This is a genomic window from Microcystis sp. M165S2 (assembly GCF_020245885.1).
Classification (GTDB): domain Bacteria; phylum Cyanobacteriota; class Cyanobacteriia; order Cyanobacteriales; family Microcystaceae; genus Microcystis.
Map to the genome: position 1 here is coordinate 1 of NZ_JADBTZ010000044.1, position 17,525 is coordinate 17,525.

General features: G+C 42.4%; 14 protein-coding genes and 3 pseudogenes. 7 read left to right on the plus strand and 10 right to left on the minus strand.

Going from position 1 to position 17,525, the window contains the following annotated elements:
* Positions 1-450 precede the first annotated feature (450 nt).
* Positions 451-1,980: a hypothetical protein gene (locus IM479_RS02370; RefSeq protein ID WP_287686823.1), complete on the minus strand. Its 1,530-nt coding sequence runs from the start codon at positions 1,978-1,980 to the stop codon at positions 451-453.
* Between the two features lie 584 nt (positions 1,981-2,564).
* Between IM479_RS02370 and cobS the strand changes: the two genes are divergently transcribed.
* The gene (cobS, locus tag IM479_RS02375; protein WP_287686824.1) at positions 2,565-3,323 is read left to right on the plus strand and encodes an adenosylcobinamide-GDP ribazoletransferase; all 759 of its coding nucleotides are present in this window, start codon (positions 2,565-2,567) and stop codon (positions 3,321-3,323) included.
* Here the strand turns inward: cobS and IM479_RS02380 are convergent.
* Both IM479_RS02380 and IM479_RS22960 read right to left on the minus strand, forming a co-directional pair.
* Entirely contained in the window at positions 3,320-3,781 is a 462-nt protein-coding gene (locus tag IM479_RS02380) for a PPC domain-containing protein (protein WP_287078353.1), read from the minus strand. The two genes, cobS and IM479_RS02380, sit on opposite strands and share 4 nt — an antisense overlap.
* Before the next feature lie 294 nt (positions 3,782-4,075).
* Positions 4,076-4,201 (minus strand): annotated as a pseudogene (locus tag IM479_RS22960) (DUF4278 domain-containing protein); the annotation flags it as partial.
* Between the two features lie 219 nt (positions 4,202-4,420).
* Between IM479_RS22960 and IM479_RS02385 the strand changes: the two are divergent.
* Positions 4,421-6,622: a PhoX family protein gene (locus tag IM479_RS02385; RefSeq protein WP_287686825.1), complete on the plus strand. Its 2,202-nt coding sequence runs from the start codon at positions 4,421-4,423 to the stop codon at positions 6,620-6,622.
* 65 nt (positions 6,623-6,687) lie between these two features.
* Here IM479_RS02385 and IM479_RS02390 read toward each other — a convergent pair whose 3' ends face one another.
* On the minus strand, positions 6,688-8,145 hold the full coding sequence (locus IM479_RS02390) for an ammonium transporter (RefSeq protein WP_287686826.1): 1,458 nt from the start codon (positions 8,143-8,145) through the stop codon (positions 6,688-6,690).
* A gap of 211 nt (positions 8,146-8,356) precedes the next feature.
* Here IM479_RS02390 and IM479_RS22480 point away from each other — a divergent pair.
* Both IM479_RS22480 and IM479_RS02395 read left to right on the plus strand, forming a co-directional pair.
* Positions 8,357-8,428, plus strand: a pseudogene (locus IM479_RS22480) (4-Cys prefix domain-containing protein); the annotation flags it as partial.
* Positions 8,429-8,461: 33 nt separating this feature from the next.
* Positions 8,462-9,682: a serine/threonine protein kinase gene (locus IM479_RS02395; RefSeq protein WP_287686828.1), complete on the plus strand. Its 1,221-nt coding sequence runs from the start codon at positions 8,462-8,464 to the stop codon at positions 9,680-9,682.
* On the opposite strand, the gene IM479_RS02400 is transcribed toward IM479_RS02395, so the two are convergent.
* The gene (locus IM479_RS02400; protein WP_287686829.1) at positions 9,679-10,902 is read right to left on the minus strand and encodes an NB-ARC domain-containing protein; all 1,224 of its coding nucleotides are present in this window, start codon (positions 10,900-10,902) and stop codon (positions 9,679-9,681) included. The two genes, IM479_RS02395 and IM479_RS02400, sit on opposite strands and share 4 nt — an antisense overlap.
* A gap of 178 nt (positions 10,903-11,080) precedes the next feature.
* Here IM479_RS02400 and IM479_RS02405 point away from each other — a divergent pair, with 178 nt between their 5' ends.
* The 3 genes and pseudogenes from IM479_RS02405 to IM479_RS02415 form a co-directional block, all read left to right on the plus strand.
* Complete coding sequence (locus tag IM479_RS02405; protein WP_287686831.1) at positions 11,081-11,377, plus strand: hypothetical protein; 297 nt, start codon at positions 11,081-11,083, stop codon at positions 11,375-11,377.
* A 96-nt stretch (positions 11,378-11,473) separates the two neighbouring features.
* Positions 11,474-12,142, plus strand: a complete 669-nt coding sequence (locus tag IM479_RS02410; protein ID WP_287686833.1) for a hypothetical protein — start codon at positions 11,474-11,476, stop codon at positions 12,140-12,142.
* A gap of 40 nt (positions 12,143-12,182) precedes the next feature.
* A pseudogene (locus tag IM479_RS02415) lies at positions 12,183-12,392 on the plus strand (hypothetical protein); the annotation flags it as partial.
* A gap of 86 nt (positions 12,393-12,478) precedes the next feature.
* Here IM479_RS02415 and infC read toward each other — a convergent pair.
* From infC to purB, 5 genes are all read right to left on the minus strand, one after another.
* The gene (infC, locus tag IM479_RS02420) at positions 12,479-13,009 is read right to left on the minus strand and encodes a translation initiation factor IF-3 (protein WP_002757952.1); all 531 of its coding nucleotides are present in this window, start codon (positions 13,007-13,009) and stop codon (positions 12,479-12,481) included.
* 407 nt (positions 13,010-13,416) lie between these two features.
* Entirely contained in the window at positions 13,417-14,328 is a 912-nt protein-coding gene (locus tag IM479_RS02425) for a hypothetical protein (protein WP_287686836.1), read from the minus strand.
* A complete protein-coding gene (locus tag IM479_RS02430) occupies positions 14,270-15,730 on the minus strand; it encodes an AAA family ATPase (protein WP_287686838.1) in 1,461 nt (486 codons plus the stop codon). Before IM479_RS02430 ends, IM479_RS02425 begins: the two co-directional genes overlap by 59 nt.
* A gap of 27 nt (positions 15,731-15,757) precedes the next feature.
* Positions 15,758-15,892 carry a hypothetical protein gene (locus tag IM479_RS02435; protein WP_256377576.1) on the minus strand — a complete coding sequence of 45 codons (135 nt, stop codon included), beginning with the start codon at positions 15,890-15,892 and terminating at the stop codon, positions 15,758-15,760.
* A gap of 49 nt (positions 15,893-15,941) precedes the next feature.
* A complete protein-coding gene (gene purB, locus IM479_RS02440) occupies positions 15,942-17,237 on the minus strand; it encodes an adenylosuccinate lyase (RefSeq protein ID WP_287686841.1) in 1,296 nt (431 codons plus the stop codon).
* Positions 17,238-17,525 lie beyond the last annotated feature (288 nt).

Consider the following 17,525-nt stretch of genomic DNA (forward strand, 5'->3'; position numbering starts at 1 on the left):
ACATAATTTTTCTGGTTAGTTGGTTGAATGTTTTTGCTATTGCAGTGCGAGCATATGACTTGGTTAGCCATTTTTTCTCTCCTAAATGCTATGGCTGAATATCCAAACTATGCCACCATCAACAATCGAAGCAGCATAACGTTGCCCATCACCCGCCGCAGATAACCTCTCATTTCCAACAAATAACTTCTTGGCGGTCGGCGTGCATGGGCGTTGTTAGGATGCGATCGCTGTGCCCTACATTTAGTATTAAGTCTCTTAAGTACAGGACAATAAATCAAAAATGGAACGACAAAACCACCTGAAATACTTATCGAGTATAGATTGCAAGCATTTTACCTGAAAGCTTTGCTAGGAGAGCATTTTAAGCTTTTTGTCCTGTACTTAGATTAAGTCTACAAACGTTTTCCATAAGACTGACAAATACCTAGCATTACTTCCCCAAAAATCCTAAGTTAGAGTAACAGTAGCTGTTGCAGTTTGTATTGGTTCAATCTTTGTTGTAACGGTAATTGTTACGGGGTTTTCTGTCGAAGCGTCTTTTTTTTCTGGGGCAGTATAGACAAATGTAGGGGACTTTGTATCTTTTTTACATTCGCCAATTTTAGGGGTTAAAGTAATATCATAGTTATCACCAGACAATCCTGCGTTACTGAGGGTAAACTTCTTACTGTCTCTATAGTTTAGTGACACAGTGGGTGGATCTATTGTCAAAGTTGGCGTAGTGGGGGGGAGTCCTGTAACTTTGGGTGTCGCTTGAACTTTACCTGTCGAAGAATCCACAGTATTGTCAATAAGATTAAGTGCAAAGCGTTCACTAAATCCAGCAATAAAAGCTAGAGCTAAAAAGCTATAAGTATCACTTTTAGTGTCTTCTTGATTTTTGACGGTTAAAGGAGAGACACCAGAGTTAAGTAATACAAAAACAAAGAATGCAAAACTTCCTCCTACAATAGGTTTAATCATTCCAATTAAATAAGGAAGAAAGGCATCATCGTATTTTTGCGTTTTTGTATCGTCAAAATCTTTAAGACGATAGAGGATACTAATTACACCTCCCAATGTGCCTGTCATAAATATTAAAAAAATAAAATCAGCTGTAGAAGTTGTTTCGAGAGATTTAGAAGATGGGGAAGGTGTAGAAGATACGGAAGGTCTTGGTAATAGAGACTCAATAGTTCCTTTAATAGGAGTTACTTGAGTAATCCCATTAATAAGCAAACTTATAGGAAATGACAATATTACTCCCACCACAACTTTCGTTGGTACTTTCACATCATAATAAAACATATCCCCGATGTTCAAAAACTGAAACCACCGTCCTCGTAATCTTGACTTTGATTCAAATTGTAATTTTCGAGCGAGATAAAGGTAGGGCTCATCAGTTAAAGAAGCAATCCCAAATTCTAAATACTCTACAACGGATTTAACTTCAGCGATTCGATTGGAAGTAATAGGTGGATATTTTTTAAGTTCAACTTGAGCCTTTCCAGCTAGTATAATTAATTTGGCCAATTCCTCTTGAACTTCTTGTGACAAGCCATCTTTTATAGAAACTTTAGGCTTTGTTTCTTGAATTAACTTATCAAGACGAAGATTAAGTTCTGATTTAACATCTACTGTTTGTAATCCTTCAAGCATTTTATTGATGTTGTTCAGCCAGTCTTTAAAAGCTGTTGAATCCAGGTTCTTAATGTCTTTTGCGAGCTTTTCTATGTCGTCTTTGACAATTAGCTGACCGCTTGTCTGTATATCGATTATTTTTTGTAGCACAATATTCAGATCTGCTAGGGCTTGCGTATCAGTGATCTCAGCCTCAATCTTTTCTTTTAGGTTTTTCGTACTTGTTTTTGCTGCTGCTAATTTGGAGTCGAGTTCGACGAGTTCTGGATATTTAACCGACTTGATCGCCTGAAACTTAGCTTCAATTGACTGAATTAAGCTATCAATTTTAATAGTGGGAGTATTTGGGTCTGTCATTGTTTATCTCCTGTCAATCTGGTTGATGATCAAGCTGATTGCCTACTCAGATACACTAAAGCTGTCTAACTATAGCGTTTCTCACATCTGTGTGGCACACTTTAGCCTTTGCTGATTAAGCTTTTCAGGATTGAGAATGTACCTCTTGTCAACAGGAAACGCTATATATTAATATTACGCTGGGTCAATCTAACTACATCTAACTTAAGGGAGCATCTCATTTATGCAAGTGAGTAATTATACTTGTCCCTAAAACTGGTTTCTAGCAAGGCTTTCAAAATAGCTTGACATAAAACCTGATTTAGGGGTTACAAAGGTGAGATGCTCCCATCTAACTTCTAACTACATATTATACAAAAACTTTCCGTATCTCACACCAAATACGCATTTTTTCAGGAAACTTTCCGTATATTACTCTCCTGTATAGCGATCGCAAGAACTTTTCCTATAACATTACAATAAGCGTGTTATGCCGAATTATTATAGGCGTTCTCAGATGTTTTGAAAATCCCACAGGGTCGTCAATACAAAATTATGTTATACTTCATCTTTATGAGAAACGGTGCAGTACCCGAATCGAATTATTGGGGAGATTTATTACCATATTTAACTTCATTTGTCAAGAAATTCGCTCATTTTTAGGTGCGATCGCTTTTTACACGATTATTCCGGTTCCGATTGCCTGGCCTGATTTCGGCAGAATTGCCCGATGGATTCCCCTAGTGGGCTTATTTTTGGGTTTAATTCTGGTTTTGCTCGATATAACTCTAGCCGGTCTGGGAATGCCCCCCTTAACTCGTGCGGTTGTCCTTGTCGGGGTTTGGGTTTATCTAACGGGAGGACTACACCTTGATGGAGTTAGTGACACGGCCGATGGTTTAGCTGTCACCGACCCCCAGCGTCGTTTAGCGGTCATGGCCGATAGTGTTACCGGGGCCTTTGGAGTCATGGCCGTGACTATGGTTTTGCTGCTAAAAATCGCCGCTTTGACTGATTTAAGCGATAATCGAGCCTTAGCTCTAATTTTAGCACCAATTTGGGGACGTTGGGGGCAAGTAATGGCGATCGCTCTTTATCCCTACCTCAAACCCACCGGCAAGGGAGCCTTTCATAAAGTGGCTTTTTGTCTGCCCTGGGACTGTGGGGGGGGAATTTGGGGGTTAATCGCCCTATTTGGCGGTATAAGGTGGGGAATAATCGCCATTAGTGCCGGAATCGCCCTCGCTCTGCTTACTGGTTACTGGTTATATCGTCGTCTTCGGGGTCACACCGGCGATACCTACGGTGCGGTGGTAGAGTGGACAGAGGCTCTATTCTTGGTTTTTTTGACAATAATTAGCTAATTTTTGCCCTCCACGGCCCGTAAACGGGTTAATTTCAGGGTAAATTTTCCTCCACCGGTTTCTCCGAAAGCTCTCACCCGAATAATATATTTACCCGACTCGGTAATGCGCGCAAAGAGGAGGGCATTAGTGCCACCATCGGGACCATCATCATTTTCCGCTACAGTGGAACCATCGGCGGCCAGGAGAATTAACACCCCATCAAAATTTTCCGATTTGAGATCGATGGCCACCTGATCGTCCTTGTCCAAATCTACGGTATAATCCCTAGCAAACCCCCCTTCGCCTGTGGGAATATCTTTGTCGGTGAGAGTATCGTTAATTTCTTTATTGAGGATGAGGGGGACGGGACTATAGATTTTTTCCGCTCGCACCGGTAAAGATTGACCGCTTAACCAGAATAAAGTGAGTAAGACGCATAAACTAGAATAGCGACCAGTCAAAGGAAATCTTGTCATAGGGGCAGATGTTCGTTTTCTCAATCTCCCTATTCTACAAAAAACTGATAACTATCAGCAGTTCGACAAAATTAAATTCACACCCCAGAAAAGGGGAACACCAGAACTGCGGAACTGCGGAAGGGAAAAATATGTGTAATTAATTTTGTTAACTATGAACATATATTCCTTGCTGGTAAAACAAGTTAAAAATCCCCCTTGGAGCAAGAGGGAAGATAAAACCCGTTTAAGGTAATTGCTGTGATCATTAATTGACAATATTTAAAAGAGATTGATTGAAAAATAAACTAGAAGTTAAAAACTTAAAGAGGGTCTTTCCCTGGGCAAAGAAGCTAAAGACTGAGTGATATTATAGGCTTGACCGCGATAGGTAACGGCTACCGGTTTCTGAATGGTTTGAACGACACCACGGTTTTTTAAATTCCGAGGGAGGGATGGGATTTTCTTGCCTCTTTTTTCTCCTCCTGTCTCCGAGTCTCCTCACCTAACGGAAGATTTTTGATTTTTGCAGGAGAGCTTTTTAACTGGCTGTTAACTTAGTCATAACTTGGATAATGTATAATCCCTATGTCAAGTGTCCGTAATAAAATTTAACCTAATCAAGGTCTGAGTATCAGTTTTGACTTTATTACTGAAAATATGAGTATTTCTCGCCGTAATTTCCTCACCTTTTTAACTGCCACTGCCGGTGTCTCTTTTTTCAGTCTGCAAGAGAAAAAATATTCCTCTCTGATTAGCAGTCCTGCGATCGCTGCCAATAGTTTCGGGTTAAACTTTGCTGCAGTCAAACTGCCGATTCCCTTAAAAATTGACGGCATGAGCGATGAAAGCCAAAAAAGTGCCTATCAAACCTATAAAGTCCTAGATGATCTCGTTCTTCCTCAAGGATTCACCTATGATGTGCTGGCACAGTGGGGAGATAAAGTGGGTGATTCCCGTTTCGGTTATAACAATGATTATCTATCTTTTATCGAAACCAGTCCGGGTCAAGGTTATCTAACCGTTAATTTTGAATATATCAGTGGTCGTACTTGGCTACAAACCTTTGAACAAGTGATTGGTAAAACCCTACCCGTCAAGGAAGTACGGGAAAAAACGAACGAAAAGGGTGAAATTGCCGCCTATCACCTGCAAGATGCCAGCTTAAAGGCAAAAATCGAGGAAATCTCCCTAGAAGGCTTAATTGATCAGGGAATTGGCGTAATTTCCCTGGCTAAAGATGCAACAGGAAAATGGCAACGTACCTATAGTAAAGCCGATCGCCGCATTACCGGTATCTCTGGACTAAAGGACGGTCAATACCTGAAAGCGACCGGTCCTGCTGTAGCAATTTTTACCAAAACCGATAAACTTGGCTACGATGACGGATTAGGGGCAAAAATTATCGGAACGTTGCAAAATTGTGCCGGGGGAACAACTCCCTGGGGGACTGTATTTAGTGCCGAGGAGAACTTTCAAGACCAAGTGACGGAGGTAGTTTTAAAAGATGGTTCCCCTTTGGATCCCGATACTACTCCCTTTATTCTCAATAGTTCGGAAGTGGATGGCCGGGGTAACGTCTTCGGGTTAGCGGGAAATAAATACGGTTGGATGGTGGAGGTGGATCCTGCCAATCCCGACGATTATGGCACAAAACACACTTGGTTAGGGCGTTTTCGCCATGAAGCGGTCGCTTTTCTCGCTCAAACGGGGCAACCCTTGGCGGTTTATTCAGGATGCGATCGCAGAGGCGGTCATGTCTATAAATTCGTTTCGGAGGGCAAAATTAGCGATATTAAGCAGAAAAATAACTCAAAACTCCTAGAAAAAGGAATGCTCTACGGGGCCAAATTCAACCCCGATAAAACCGGTTATTGGATACCCTTAAATCCCGACACGGAGATAAATCCCGTCCTACCGAGTCAAATTGCCGCTAGTCGGGGGGATGGGGTGGTAGCCTTGCCGAATCCCGAAAGAACGGTCAATGAGACTAAATTACTGCTATTTAAGGACGATGAGGAGATTCTAGCCTACAAAGCTAAATATAAGACCCTCGCGGACCTGTATGAAGGTAATGGGACGGAAAAACAGGGAGCAATTCTCATCGATGCTCATTTTGCCGCTAACGCCGTTGGGGTCACTTGTACTGGTCGCCCGGAAGATACGGAAGTGGACGAGAATGGCACTTTATATATGACCTTTACCTCTGGTAGTCCCAGTGAAGCGGAGGGAGGAGCCGATAAGGAGATATTTAAGGGGCCAAATGGCGAAATACCCTACGAATTTGGTTGGATTATCAGCTTAAGGGAAGATAATAACGATGCTGCTTCCTTAAGTTTTCGTTGGGATGTGGTCGCTTATGGAGGGGAACCGACAGAGAAAGGTGAGGGTTTTTCTAATCCCGATAACCTCGCTTTCGATAAACAGGGAAATCTCTGGATGGTTAGCGATATTTCCACGGGTGGGTTAAATCGAGAGATGAAAACTCGTTATCCCCAAGGGGTCCCGGTTAGTCAACGGGATTTATTGGGTATTTTTGGCAATAATAGCGCTTGGGTGTTTGCCAAGGGTCAAGAGCATCCCTATCCTTTTGCTATCGCTCCCATGGATGCGGAATTAACGGGATTGTACTTTACTCCCGACCAAGAGACGTTATTTTTGGCAGTACAACATCCGGGGGAAGCGGGGGGAATTCGTCGGGATTTGGCCTTTGAAAACCGCAAATTTGTCCTTAAAACCACTAATGGGCAGGAATTTGAACAAATGCGACAAGTACCCCTAGGGTCGAATTGGCCCAGTGGTCAAGTTAATCAACCTCCCCGGCCAGCAGTGGTGGCGATTCGGCGAACCGAGTCAAAATAGACTTTAAGCGAAAGTTTCCTCTTTCTTTTCTGGCCATACCGCCATTGTATCGACTTCCTAAACTATTACTTCTCTTCCCATTCCGCAAACAGGGAATCAATTCCCTTTTTCTCTTCCTCTTGCGAAACCCTTAACCCCTTGTGCGGACGGAAACCAAAATCACTGGAATACGACAGGCGATAGAAGAACCATCCCACACAGATCCAGAGTAATAGACTACAACTGGCGACCAAAAAGCCTATAGCCCCGATCCCGATCAATTGCGCCATAAATAGATCCACTCCTCCCCCGAAAAGTAACCCCCCTTTCGGCAGATCTAAATAGGTATCTGCCCAAGGAATATCTTTCGGGGCTAAACAGAAAATCCCCACGGCCAGAGTACCCCAGATACCGCAACCGAGGTGAACGGGAACGGCTCCCACCGGATCGTCGATTTCCCCTTTTTCGAGCCAAATACTAAACGGAAGAACGATCGCCCCACCGATAAAGCCGATTAGCGCCGCGCTCGGAAAATTCACGAAGGCACAGGGGGCGGTAATACTGACACAACCCGCCAGAATGCCATTAATAATAAAGGTTAGACTCGGCCTACCGGAGGATATCCAAGCGACAGTGGTGGAGGCCAGCGCGCCGAAAGCCCCGGCGATGAGTGTCGTTAGCAGGATATGAGAGATCGCGTCTGCATTGGCCGCGAGGGTAGAACCCGCATTAAAGCCGAACCAACCTAACCAGAGAATAAAGCATCCCAAGGTCGCTAGGCTCGGATTCCTGCCGAAAGTCGCCATGATTTTATTGCCGCGATAGCTGGTATTTTTGAAGGAAAGGTTTTCCCCTTGGTTCCAAGGGATATATTTTCCCGCACGAGGCCCTAACAGCCACGCCCCCGTCAAAGCCGCCCATCCTCCCACCGAGTGAACCACCGTCGAACCTGCGAAATCCCGAAACCCCAAATCGTGCAACCAGCCCCCTCCCCAAATCCAAAAACCGGCAATGGAGTAAATCAGGATAAAAAAGGCACTAAAAAGGACGAACGCCCCGAAGCGAATCCTCTCCGCCACCGCCCCCGATACGATCGTGGCGGCAGTTCCCGCGAAAGTGAGTTGAAAGAAGAATTTAGCCGTTAGAGGAATATCCGCCCAATCTAGGGAGGGAAATTGACCATTGAGTAGAAGAAAACCCGGTGTTCCGACAAATTTGCCGCCATCCCCGAACATCAGTCCGAAACCGATCAGCCAATAGACTGCGGTAGCGACGGTAAAGACGATCGTGTGTTTGGCGAGGACGGTGGTCGCATTTTTACTCTGGCAAAAGCCCGTCTCTAGCATGGCGAAGCCGCAGTTCATGAAGAAGACGAGACTACCCGTCAGTAACACCCAGATCGTATTTTGACCGCGGGTTAACTGCGCCACTTGCTCGGATAATCCGAGATCTTGAGCCATTACCGCCGATATACCGATGCTCAGGCTCAAAGTAGTACAGAATAAACCGATGTATTGAAAATTCCGTCTATTTTTAGCAATCAATCCTTGAGATAGCCTTTTTATTCTGTAAAATCGCATAGCTACAATGGGTAAATTGCATTACTAGGAAGAGAGTGCTTACAAGAGAAATGTAGGTATTATATAAGAGTAAGCGAATGAACGAGTGATTTTCCATGTATGAAAACTAGATCACATCATAGATCGGTAAAATCGCAAGATGTTCTTGATAATACAACCTTGACTATCTGAATCTATGGCATTATGTATCAATCCCATCTGTCCCCGGCCGGAGAACTCCGAAGATGGGAGTGTCTGCGAGGCTTGCAGTTCCGACTTGCTACTAAATGATAGATATCGGGTGACGAACGTACTACACCAGAGGGAGGACAGGGTAACTACCCTTTACGATGTGGTGGATGTGAAGGATCAAGACACTCCCAAGGTTCTCAAAGTTCTCTACACAAAGAACCCGGACACGATTTCTCGGTTCGATCGAGAGGCAGATTTATTAAAAAATTACCGGATCGAGGGACTTCCTCAAGTAGAACAGGGCGGATATTTTCCGATCGAGTTTCCCAATAATCCTATTCCCGCCAACTGTCTAGTGATGGAGAAAATCCCAGGACTGAACTTAGAGCAGTGGCTAAAACAGCACGGGGCGATCGATGAAAGGCGGGCGATCGACTGGTTAAAACAACTAACTACTATTTTAGAAAGACTACATTCTAATAATTTCATCCATCGCGATATTAAACCTTCTAATATTATGTACCGCAATAGCGATAACAGGATATTTCTAATCGATCTAGGTGCGGTTCGTTTAATTAATCAAAATATAGACGAGCAAACTACGACAACGATCGGGAGCTTCCCCTATATGGCTCCCGAACAGTACAAGGGAAAAGCCGATTTCAAATCCGATTTTTACGCTCTCGGGCGTACTTTCGTCCATCTTCTAACCAACAAGAATCCCTCTCAAATCGAACAAGATACTCAAGAAAAGTCACTATGGCGTGCAGAATCTACACCCGTATCGGATCAATTTGCCACCTTAATCGATAGTCTTTTAGAGCGAAAACTTAACGGGCGGCCCGGAAATACAAAGGATATATTGAAACGAATTCAAGTCATTGAAGATAAGGTTAATTCACAGGAAAACTCTCGTTCTATATTTCAAAAAGTAGTCTTGGGGGTCATGGTATTAGGGGTTTTAGTTTTCGGATATTTCGCGATCAAGTCCGATCCTTCTTCAACTAATCCTAATACTAGCAATGACAACCAATGCAGGATTAGAAAAGATGGCAAACAGGATAGCAATGCCCTAGCTAGAGATGCCCAAAAAGCGATTAATGCCGCTAAAGCACAGGATAGTCCCTATCCTATCATCCAAGAATACTCGAATGTTATTCTCGATCCCAAGCAATTTGGTTGTACCGTGCGCGTGGAAATCCTCAGAAAACGAGACCAGATCATCCTCCCAGAACTGGCGGAGAAACTAGAGCAAGTTATCCGAGAGAGTGTTAATAATAGTGTTAAAGACGCGATAAAAGTTGACATCGTTCCTCTCTATCTCGATTAAAGTCCTCGAACGTAGGATTGAATCAAATTCGGAAGAATAAAGCCCGAATCCCTGCTTTCGACGAACGATCGCTTTCTCAAAGAATCAACCGCGTCCGTCAGTCCGGGTTTATCGAACCTCGATCGTAATTCCGAGACAGAAATCGCTCCCTCTTCCCTCGCCAAAACCTCCAATATCTCCCGCTCGATTTCCGAAAGCCGTTGCCACTGCACCTCGATCATCTCCTTAATATCGCTAAAATTTATCGTCCCAGCTTGTAAAAACTCCGCAATATTACCACCGAAGATATCGACGATTCTAGCCAAAGCAAGCTTAAGAAAAAAAGGATTACCCCGATACAGTTCGATAAAATCCCGAATCTCCCTCTCTGTTCCTTGTCCTCCCTCCTTATTCACCATCTCCCTAGCCGATAGTTCGTCGAGTCCTCCCAAGAACAGAGACTTTACTGTATTCTGCCGCTTTTCTAGAAAATCGATATCTTTGGGTTTCTCCCGACTCATCAACACTAAACAACTTTTATGCGGTGCTTCTCCCATCCGTCTCAATAGCTTTTCGTAGTCTTGAAATTCCTCTCGATATCTCCCGCTTAAATTATCGCTTTGTAAAATTTCCTCGCCGTCATCCAATAACAAAAGACACCGATGATAGGTCATTCGATCGATTAGCCTAGCCAAACGGATATCGATACTGTCGGGTAACTCCCGGCGGGGAGAATTTGTCAAAATCTCTAACCAATCCCCCAAAAGTTCCGTAAGGGGAGAAACCTGTTTAAGGGAACGATAGATGAGGTAATCGAAGTCTCCCTCGATCCCCTGCGCTAGTTCCACCGCGAGAGCGGTTTTTCCCATCCCTGCCATCCCAAAAACCGTAATTAAACGGCATTTGTCACCGATGATCCACCGTTTGATCTCGGCGAGTTCTTCCGTACGCCCGCAGAAAAAATCCGCCTCCGTCACCCCTCCCCAGTCCTTCCGATCAATTTCCCCTTTCCCGAAGTTTTCTTCTAGCAATGCTATCTCTTGCCAGTTTAAACCTAATTTATCGCAAATTGTCGTAAAATTCTCATGACTAATCGGCTTACCTGTGAAAAATTTGGTAACGGTCGCTCTAGCCAAAGGAATCAATTCGGCGAAGGTACTTTTATTCGAGTATCTCTTTTGTTTAAGAGCGAGTTCGGCTTTAGGGATGTATTCGGGATTGATTTTCAGCGATCTAGACATGGAAGATGACTCAAGTTATGTAACTATAATAACATGACTTATTCAAAACTTATTCAAAACTTATTCAAAACTTATCGATATAAGCTTTTAAATTATTCAAAACTTACTTTATAGGCATAAACTGTTGCAACAAAAGAACTATAATATAGGAGTGTAATCGAAATAAAGGGACAAAATCATGATCCCCGTCACTAGTCAAGAATTAAAACGAAATATTCAAGAAGCTTTGGAGGCAGGAGTCCCGAAATCGAGGATCGAGCGAATGAAGGACTATCTAAATAAACTCGAATCTGGAGTGTTCGCCAGTCAGAAGAGTACGGGGGTAGCCTATCGGGAAATAGTTCGCGACGGCAAAAATATAATCGAGATGGCGAGCGCTCCCATCCTGCCGGAAGATCCAGAGAAAGACGCATTTGATGAATTAGATGACGGGCAACAGCCAACTATCTTTGACCCTTCAAGCAAGAAAAAATAATGTCTTACAACACATATAATATAACCTAGTCTATAATGTTGGGCTAGGTTATATTATTAGAATAGTCAGTTAAGAATCTACGAAAATCACGTTGCGATGCCTACGATAAAAGACTTTAGTAAACAATATACTCTAGACGAATTAGAATCACTATCGGATTTTGTCGAGCAGGAACTTCGTCTTTCGTCACCAGTCGAGTTAGCCTGGTTGGATGTAATAGAAATTAGGAATTTGGGACTAAATACCAATGGTGATTGGTACGGGCAATATGATGGACAGACATTTAAAGCGATAATTCGCCTTAACTCTCTCGTTTTAGGTACGATCGAGCAATTAAAACGAACCTTAGCCCACGAATACGGCCATCACTGGACTCTATCCTATCTCGCTGTTGTTCACAGCCTACAAGTTTATGATGAGAGGCTGCCCCGAACCTATTACAAGATACGCCGTTTGAGCGAAGAGCATTGCGTTTATACTCCCGAACAGAGTAAAGCTTCTTATGAAGATTGGATGAGATGCGATAAGGAAATTATCGCCGAGGATTATCGGGTTCTATTTAGTCCTCATCCTCACAATCAAGATCATCGAATGGTAGGGAATTTGCCGTTGATTAGGCTCTCGACCCATCCATCTATCGGGGAACAAGCTTTAAACATCTGGAGATCGATCCAAAATTTATTTTACACCGTATTCAACCTAGGGATCAGCCATCCCGATGATCGAGTTGAGGAATATATCAGGAATCTCCCCACTACTCCATAGTATTGGATTTTAGCAAAGCTTGATGATTTTCCTCTGTATTCTCGCTGTGCAACATCCGGGAGAAGCGGGGGGAATTCGTCGGGATTTGGCCTTTGAAAACCGCAAATTTGCCCTGAAAACCACTAATGGGCAGGAATTTGAACAAATGCGACAAGTACCCCTAGGGTCGAATTGGCTCAGTGGTCAAGTTAATCAACCTCCCCGGCCAGCAGTGGTGGCGATTCGGCGAACCGAGTCAAAATCTGGATAATACATTTGTTTTAGATTATCGGTTTCCCTTCAGGATTTCCGAAAAACAAAAAAGGGGTCTTAGCCCCTTTTTTCCGGATTAGTTAGTTATTTTTTCGGCGATAACATCATCATCATGTTACGACCTTCTTTTTTTGGCGCTTGCTGTACCTCAGCCACATCCTGTAAATCTTTGGCCATGCGCGCCAGTAATTCTTCCGCTAGGTTAGAGTGTTGAATTTCCCGGCCTCGGAAGGTAATCGTCGCTTTTACCTTATCTCCCGCTTTTAAAAAACGTTGCGCTTGGTTGACTCGCACGTTGTAGTCATGCTCATCGATTTTATAGCGCATTTTAACTTCTTTTATATCGGCTGTATGCTGTTTTTTCTTGGCCTCACGGGCTTTTTTCTCCTGTTCAAACTTGTACTTGCCATAGTCCATAATCCGGCAAACGGGAGGATTTGCCGTTTCACTGACGAGGACGAGATCAAGTTCCTTTTCTTCGGCCACGCGCAAAGCTTCGGCAGGAGTAATAATTCCTAGTTGAGAGCCGTCGCTATCGATAACGCGGATTTCGGGAAAGCGGATTCTTTCGTTAATTTGGGGGAGATCGCGAGTAGTGCGTCTTTTATCTATCACAGGCGTTCTGGGTTATCTCTATTCTAGTTAGTTAATCGGGTGGAGTTTACAAAATGATTTACTTGCTATTCTACCTACTCGATCGAGTTTCTTGGCCAATTGTTAAGTTTTCTTGCAATGTTAATTTTTAGCCGCCGGTCGTCAGCCGCCGGCCGTCAGCCAGATAAGCTGTTGTGCATGGGCCTTGTTAGACTAAGACCCTATACTCTCAGGAATCGATCGGTAAGGTGCGCTCTCCCTCGTTGCAGCAGGGAACGCACCCGACAAAATCGGCGGCATCGGAGCGCTCCGATTCGGTAAAAGTAGTGGTCGCTTCGGTTCCTTAGTCAACCGCACCAAAACCTCAAGTTTGTCAAGTTTATTGCGGAGCCATTTATATATAGATTTCTCTGCACCACTTTTTTATACTAACTATTGATTAGGCGACTTACCATCTCTACCATTCCATATATGTTTAAATTTTTAATCTCTTCCTGAATTTGATCGATTGAACTTTGAGAATCATCACTACAGTAAGCCAATTGAACTTTCTTTCCCTGCGGATCGGTTAATAGGGTGATCAAGTCTCGATCGCTCGACACCTGATAATCTATATAGATGCCTTGTCTATCTTTGGTGGGATTGAATTTACATAAATAATAGTTATCCTGTTTACGTTTGTCCGATGCTTGTTTAGCCAACAATTTTTCGATTAACAAACAATCGGATTCTTGATGTTGCTCGTCGTGAATATAATTTATTTTGCTTAAATCCGCTTTACTATAAGTCTTGGAAACATAAGGATAAAGCTCCGCTTTAAAATTATACTGGATAGGTAAAATAATAAATCCTTTCTCCGCTTCCTTGTTGATCGCCTTTTGAGGAATATTGGCATTATAGGGAGTTAATAGGATAGCTTGTAATTTATATTTGAGTTTCGTGGTGGCATGAGCGGCAATTTCTTGTTTTAAAATATCTCTAAAAGTTGTAATTTGTTCGATACCTGTACTCGTGGAATTTTTATTAGTTCCCTTCATCTCGATAATAGTCAGCAAAAATAAACCATTTTGAATAAAAAGAGATAAATAATCAGGTCTTTTCTGATTTTGATCTCTAACGAGAGGATCCTCCCGACGATCAATTTTAAATAGAATACAAACAGAATTTTCTTCTGATTTGGTAATCCGAAAGCTGACACCGCTTTCGGGTGGAGCGATCCGAGCGGGTACGGTACAGAAAATAAGCAGATTTTCTAAAAAGTTAAATTTTTGCCAATCGAGTTTATTCTTCTTCTGAGGAACATCCTTCTTCGGTTTCTTGGTTTTGTTGTCCTGCTTCATAAATTGCAAAAAACTTTTGTTGAATATCAACTGATACATCGCTGAGAGTATCCCAACGAATACCATATTCAGGGTCGTGTAAAGAAAGTAATTGATTATTTTTCATTTCATAGGCGCTAACCTGTTCCATTTTAAGAAAAGCTCGGCTATCTTGCAGATAAAGCAATTTAGCTTGTTCGGCTAAAAGTTCTGGATTTTGGTGATTACCATTAACGATATTGTTAAGATGAGCCATCAAATAGGGGCTATGAGTCGTCAATAAAATTCTAACTCCTAAATTGACTAAAATCGCTAAAGATTCTAACAATTTTACCTGAGATTCTGGATGTAAGTTCATTTCAGGCTCATCGATCACCAGAAAATCCCCCGATTTTGCTCGATAGCGTAAATAGAGTAAAAGCGGGGCTAATTGTTTAATAGACGAGGAAGCATTATAAAGATCGATCTCTAAACTTCTTTTTACCGAAACTTTAATTTCTCTACCTCCGATTTTAGTCTTTTTAAAGATTGTTTTATTGTTATTTTGAATATACTTTTCAATTTGATCAGCTAATTTTTGAAAATCATTTTTGTTTTTGGCAATGGGATCGGGCTTATTTTCTAGTTCTATGTCAGTTAAAAAATCTAAAAAATCCTCTACTGGTTGAGGATAGCGAATATCTCCCTGTTCTTTCAGTAACTCTAACTGTCTATCTCGATTAATACGTCTATTAATACGTCCTTGTGTCAATAGCTCTCTCTGATTCCCTTTAAGTAGCTTATATCTTCTATTGCCCAGCATTTTATAGGTATTTATAAAAGCGTTTCTTTCGGCGGGTAAAGGAAGTGCGTCGGAAAATGAAAATTTTACAACAGCAGCAACAAAATTAAGAAAAAATATGTCTTTATAATTATCAATTTTATCTTCTTTTTCTTGATAAAATAAAATCTCATTATTGTTCTCGCTTCGCTCGATTTTTTTTATTCTATGTAAAGCCAATGACCCGCGATATTCAATTGTATCCGCTAAAACTTTTTCTATAGCTGTTTTAATATCATCTTCGGAAATTTCGATACTGAATTTCGTTTTTTCAAAAATCTTGCCGCTAGAATCTTGGAAAAAAGATTGTAGTTTTATCCCGCTAAATTGAGATGCGGACTTTTGAACAATTTCGGATATAACATCATAAAAACGTCGGTCTATTTTTAAAGACCAATGATCGGCTTGATTTGTAAATTCTATTTTTTCTAAAATTTCACGAGAAAAATAAAAGCCGTCAAGCTGATTAATCCATAACCCATAAATCGAGTAGGCGATATAAGTTTTATTAGAATTATTCGGGCCAATAATAACGGTTAGAGGCCGAAGATCCACTTCCGCCTCTTTAATACTACCTAAATTCCAGAGTTTGATTTTCATCATAAAAACGAACACTCCGAATACAGACCCTTATTTTACCCGATTCGTACTCGCTTGCGCCGATTCTTTAGTTTTATCTTCAAACGCGACCATGATCGAGAAACGAATAGCGATCGCTTTCTGAGAAAAGATCGATCGCCAACCGACAATCCAAAACGCTGTCATTACCTTTCTAAAGCAACAAGCTAGTGGCTAGTTGATAACTGAAAGCTCCTTAAATATCTAACCTTTGGTAGATGCTATTAAGATGATTTAGGTGCTGCTGGGGATCAAAGCAACTTTCGATCTCGTCGGGGGATAAAATAGCGGTAACTTGCTCATCTTGACTGATAAAAGCTTTAAAATTGCCGTTATCGGTGTTCCAAGCGCGATGGGCGTTTTCTTGGACGATTTTATAGGCACATTCTCGGCTAATTCCCTTACTCACTAAAGTTAAAAGAACTCTTTGACTGAAAATCACGCCACCGTAAACATTCATATTCCGCTTCATGTTTTCGGGATATACCAGCAGATTTTTGACTAAATCGGTGATTTCCTTGAGCATAAAGTGGGTCAAAATGCAAACATCCGGCAGCATTACCCGTTCTACGGAACTATGGGAAATATCTCTTTCGTGCCAGAGGGCGATATTTTCTAAGGCGGAAACGCTATGACTACGGATAATTCTCGCCATTCCCGTTAAGCGTTCTGAGCGGATGGGATTACGTTTATGGGGCATAGCTGAGGAGCCTTTTTGTCCTTTGGAAAAGTATTCTTCCACTTCTAGGACATCGGTTCTTTGCAGGTTGCGAATCTCCACGGCAAAACGTTCGATCGAGGCCGCTAATAAGGCTAATTGTTGCACATAATCGGCGTGTCGATCGCGGGAGATCACTTGAGTGGAAGCGGTATCCGGTTCTAATCCTAACTTCTGACAGGTTAACGCCTCAATTTTCGGGTCAATATTGGCATAGGTTCCCACTGCACCGGATATTTTACCGATGGCGATGTCTTGGCGCAAGCGAATTAAACGATCGCGTCCCCGTAGCACTTCCGCTAACCATCCCGCTAGTTTAAAGCCAAAGGTGATCGGTTCGGCGTGAATGCCGTGGGAACGTCCTACCATGACTGTATAACGGTGTTCTTGGGCGCGATAGCGCAGGGCTTGAATAAAATCTTCTAATTGTTCTAAAATCAGGTTTAAACTGGCGACTAATTGTAAAGACAGGGCAGTATCTAGTACATCGGAACTGGTTAAACCCAAATGAATATAACGCCCCGGCTCGCCCACATATTCATTAACATTTGTTAAAAAGGCGATGACATCGTGGCGTACTTCTGCCTCTATTTCTAAAATGCGATCGGGATCAAAATTAGCTTTTGCCTTAATTTCTGCCACTGCATCCCCGGGAATATAGCCTAATTCTGCCTGCGCTTCACAGACGGCTATCTCTACCTCTAGCCATGTTTGATATTTATATCTATCCGTCCACAAATTCCCCATTGCAGGGAGAGTATAACGCTCGATCACTATTAATTCTTCCAAGACAACCGTTTAATTGTATCGGATCGGGGCAAGTCTGGGAATAGGCAAGGAGCAGCGGGGAGCTTTGTTTTCCCCACTCCCTTTTTACCGGTTAGTGTTTTAGGTTCGATCCCCCCTGCCCCCCTTGATAAGGCTATCCATTAGTCAGATCTTTCTTAACAAAAAGAGAAGAAACTTAAAAAAAGGGGAAACGATTGATAGGTATAGTTTTGAAAGAAGGAATTAAGGTGGAGGTAAGCAAAAAAATGGAGAAATGGGCAGCCCAAGAATTAC

Bases quoted from the DNA above. Each gene is read 5' to 3' on its own strand.
- IM479_RS02405 (WP_287686831.1), top strand. From the start codon at position 11,081: ATGATCCCCGTCACTAGTCAAGAATTAAAACGAAATATTCAAGAAGCT.
- IM479_RS02410 (WP_287686833.1), top strand. From the start codon at position 11,474: ATGCCTACGATAAAAGACTTTAGTAAACAATATACTCTAGACGAATTA.
- IM479_RS02400 (WP_287686829.1), bottom strand. From the start codon at position 10,902: ATGTCTAGATCGCTGAAAATCAATCCCGAATACATCCCTAAAGCCGAA.
- IM479_RS02385 (WP_287686825.1), top strand. From the start codon at position 4,421: ATGAGTATTTCTCGCCGTAATTTCCTCACCTTTTTAACTGCCACTGCC.
- IM479_RS02370 (WP_287686823.1), bottom strand. From the start codon at position 1,980: ATGACAGACCCAAATACTCCCACTATTAAAATTGATAGCTTAATTCAG.
- IM479_RS02435 (WP_256377576.1), bottom strand. From the start codon at position 15,892: ATGACAGCGTTTTGGATTGTCGGTTGGCGATCGATCTTTTCTCAGAAA.
- IM479_RS02430 (WP_287686838.1), bottom strand. From the start codon at position 15,730: ATGATGAAAATCAAACTCTGGAATTTAGGTAGTATTAAAGAGGCGGAA.
- IM479_RS02425 (WP_287686836.1), bottom strand. From the start codon at position 14,328: ATGAAGCAGGACAACAAAACCAAGAAACCGAAGAAGGATGTTCCTCAG.
- IM479_RS02380 (WP_287078353.1), bottom strand. From the start codon at position 3,781: ATGACAAGATTTCCTTTGACTGGTCGCTATTCTAGTTTATGCGTCTTA.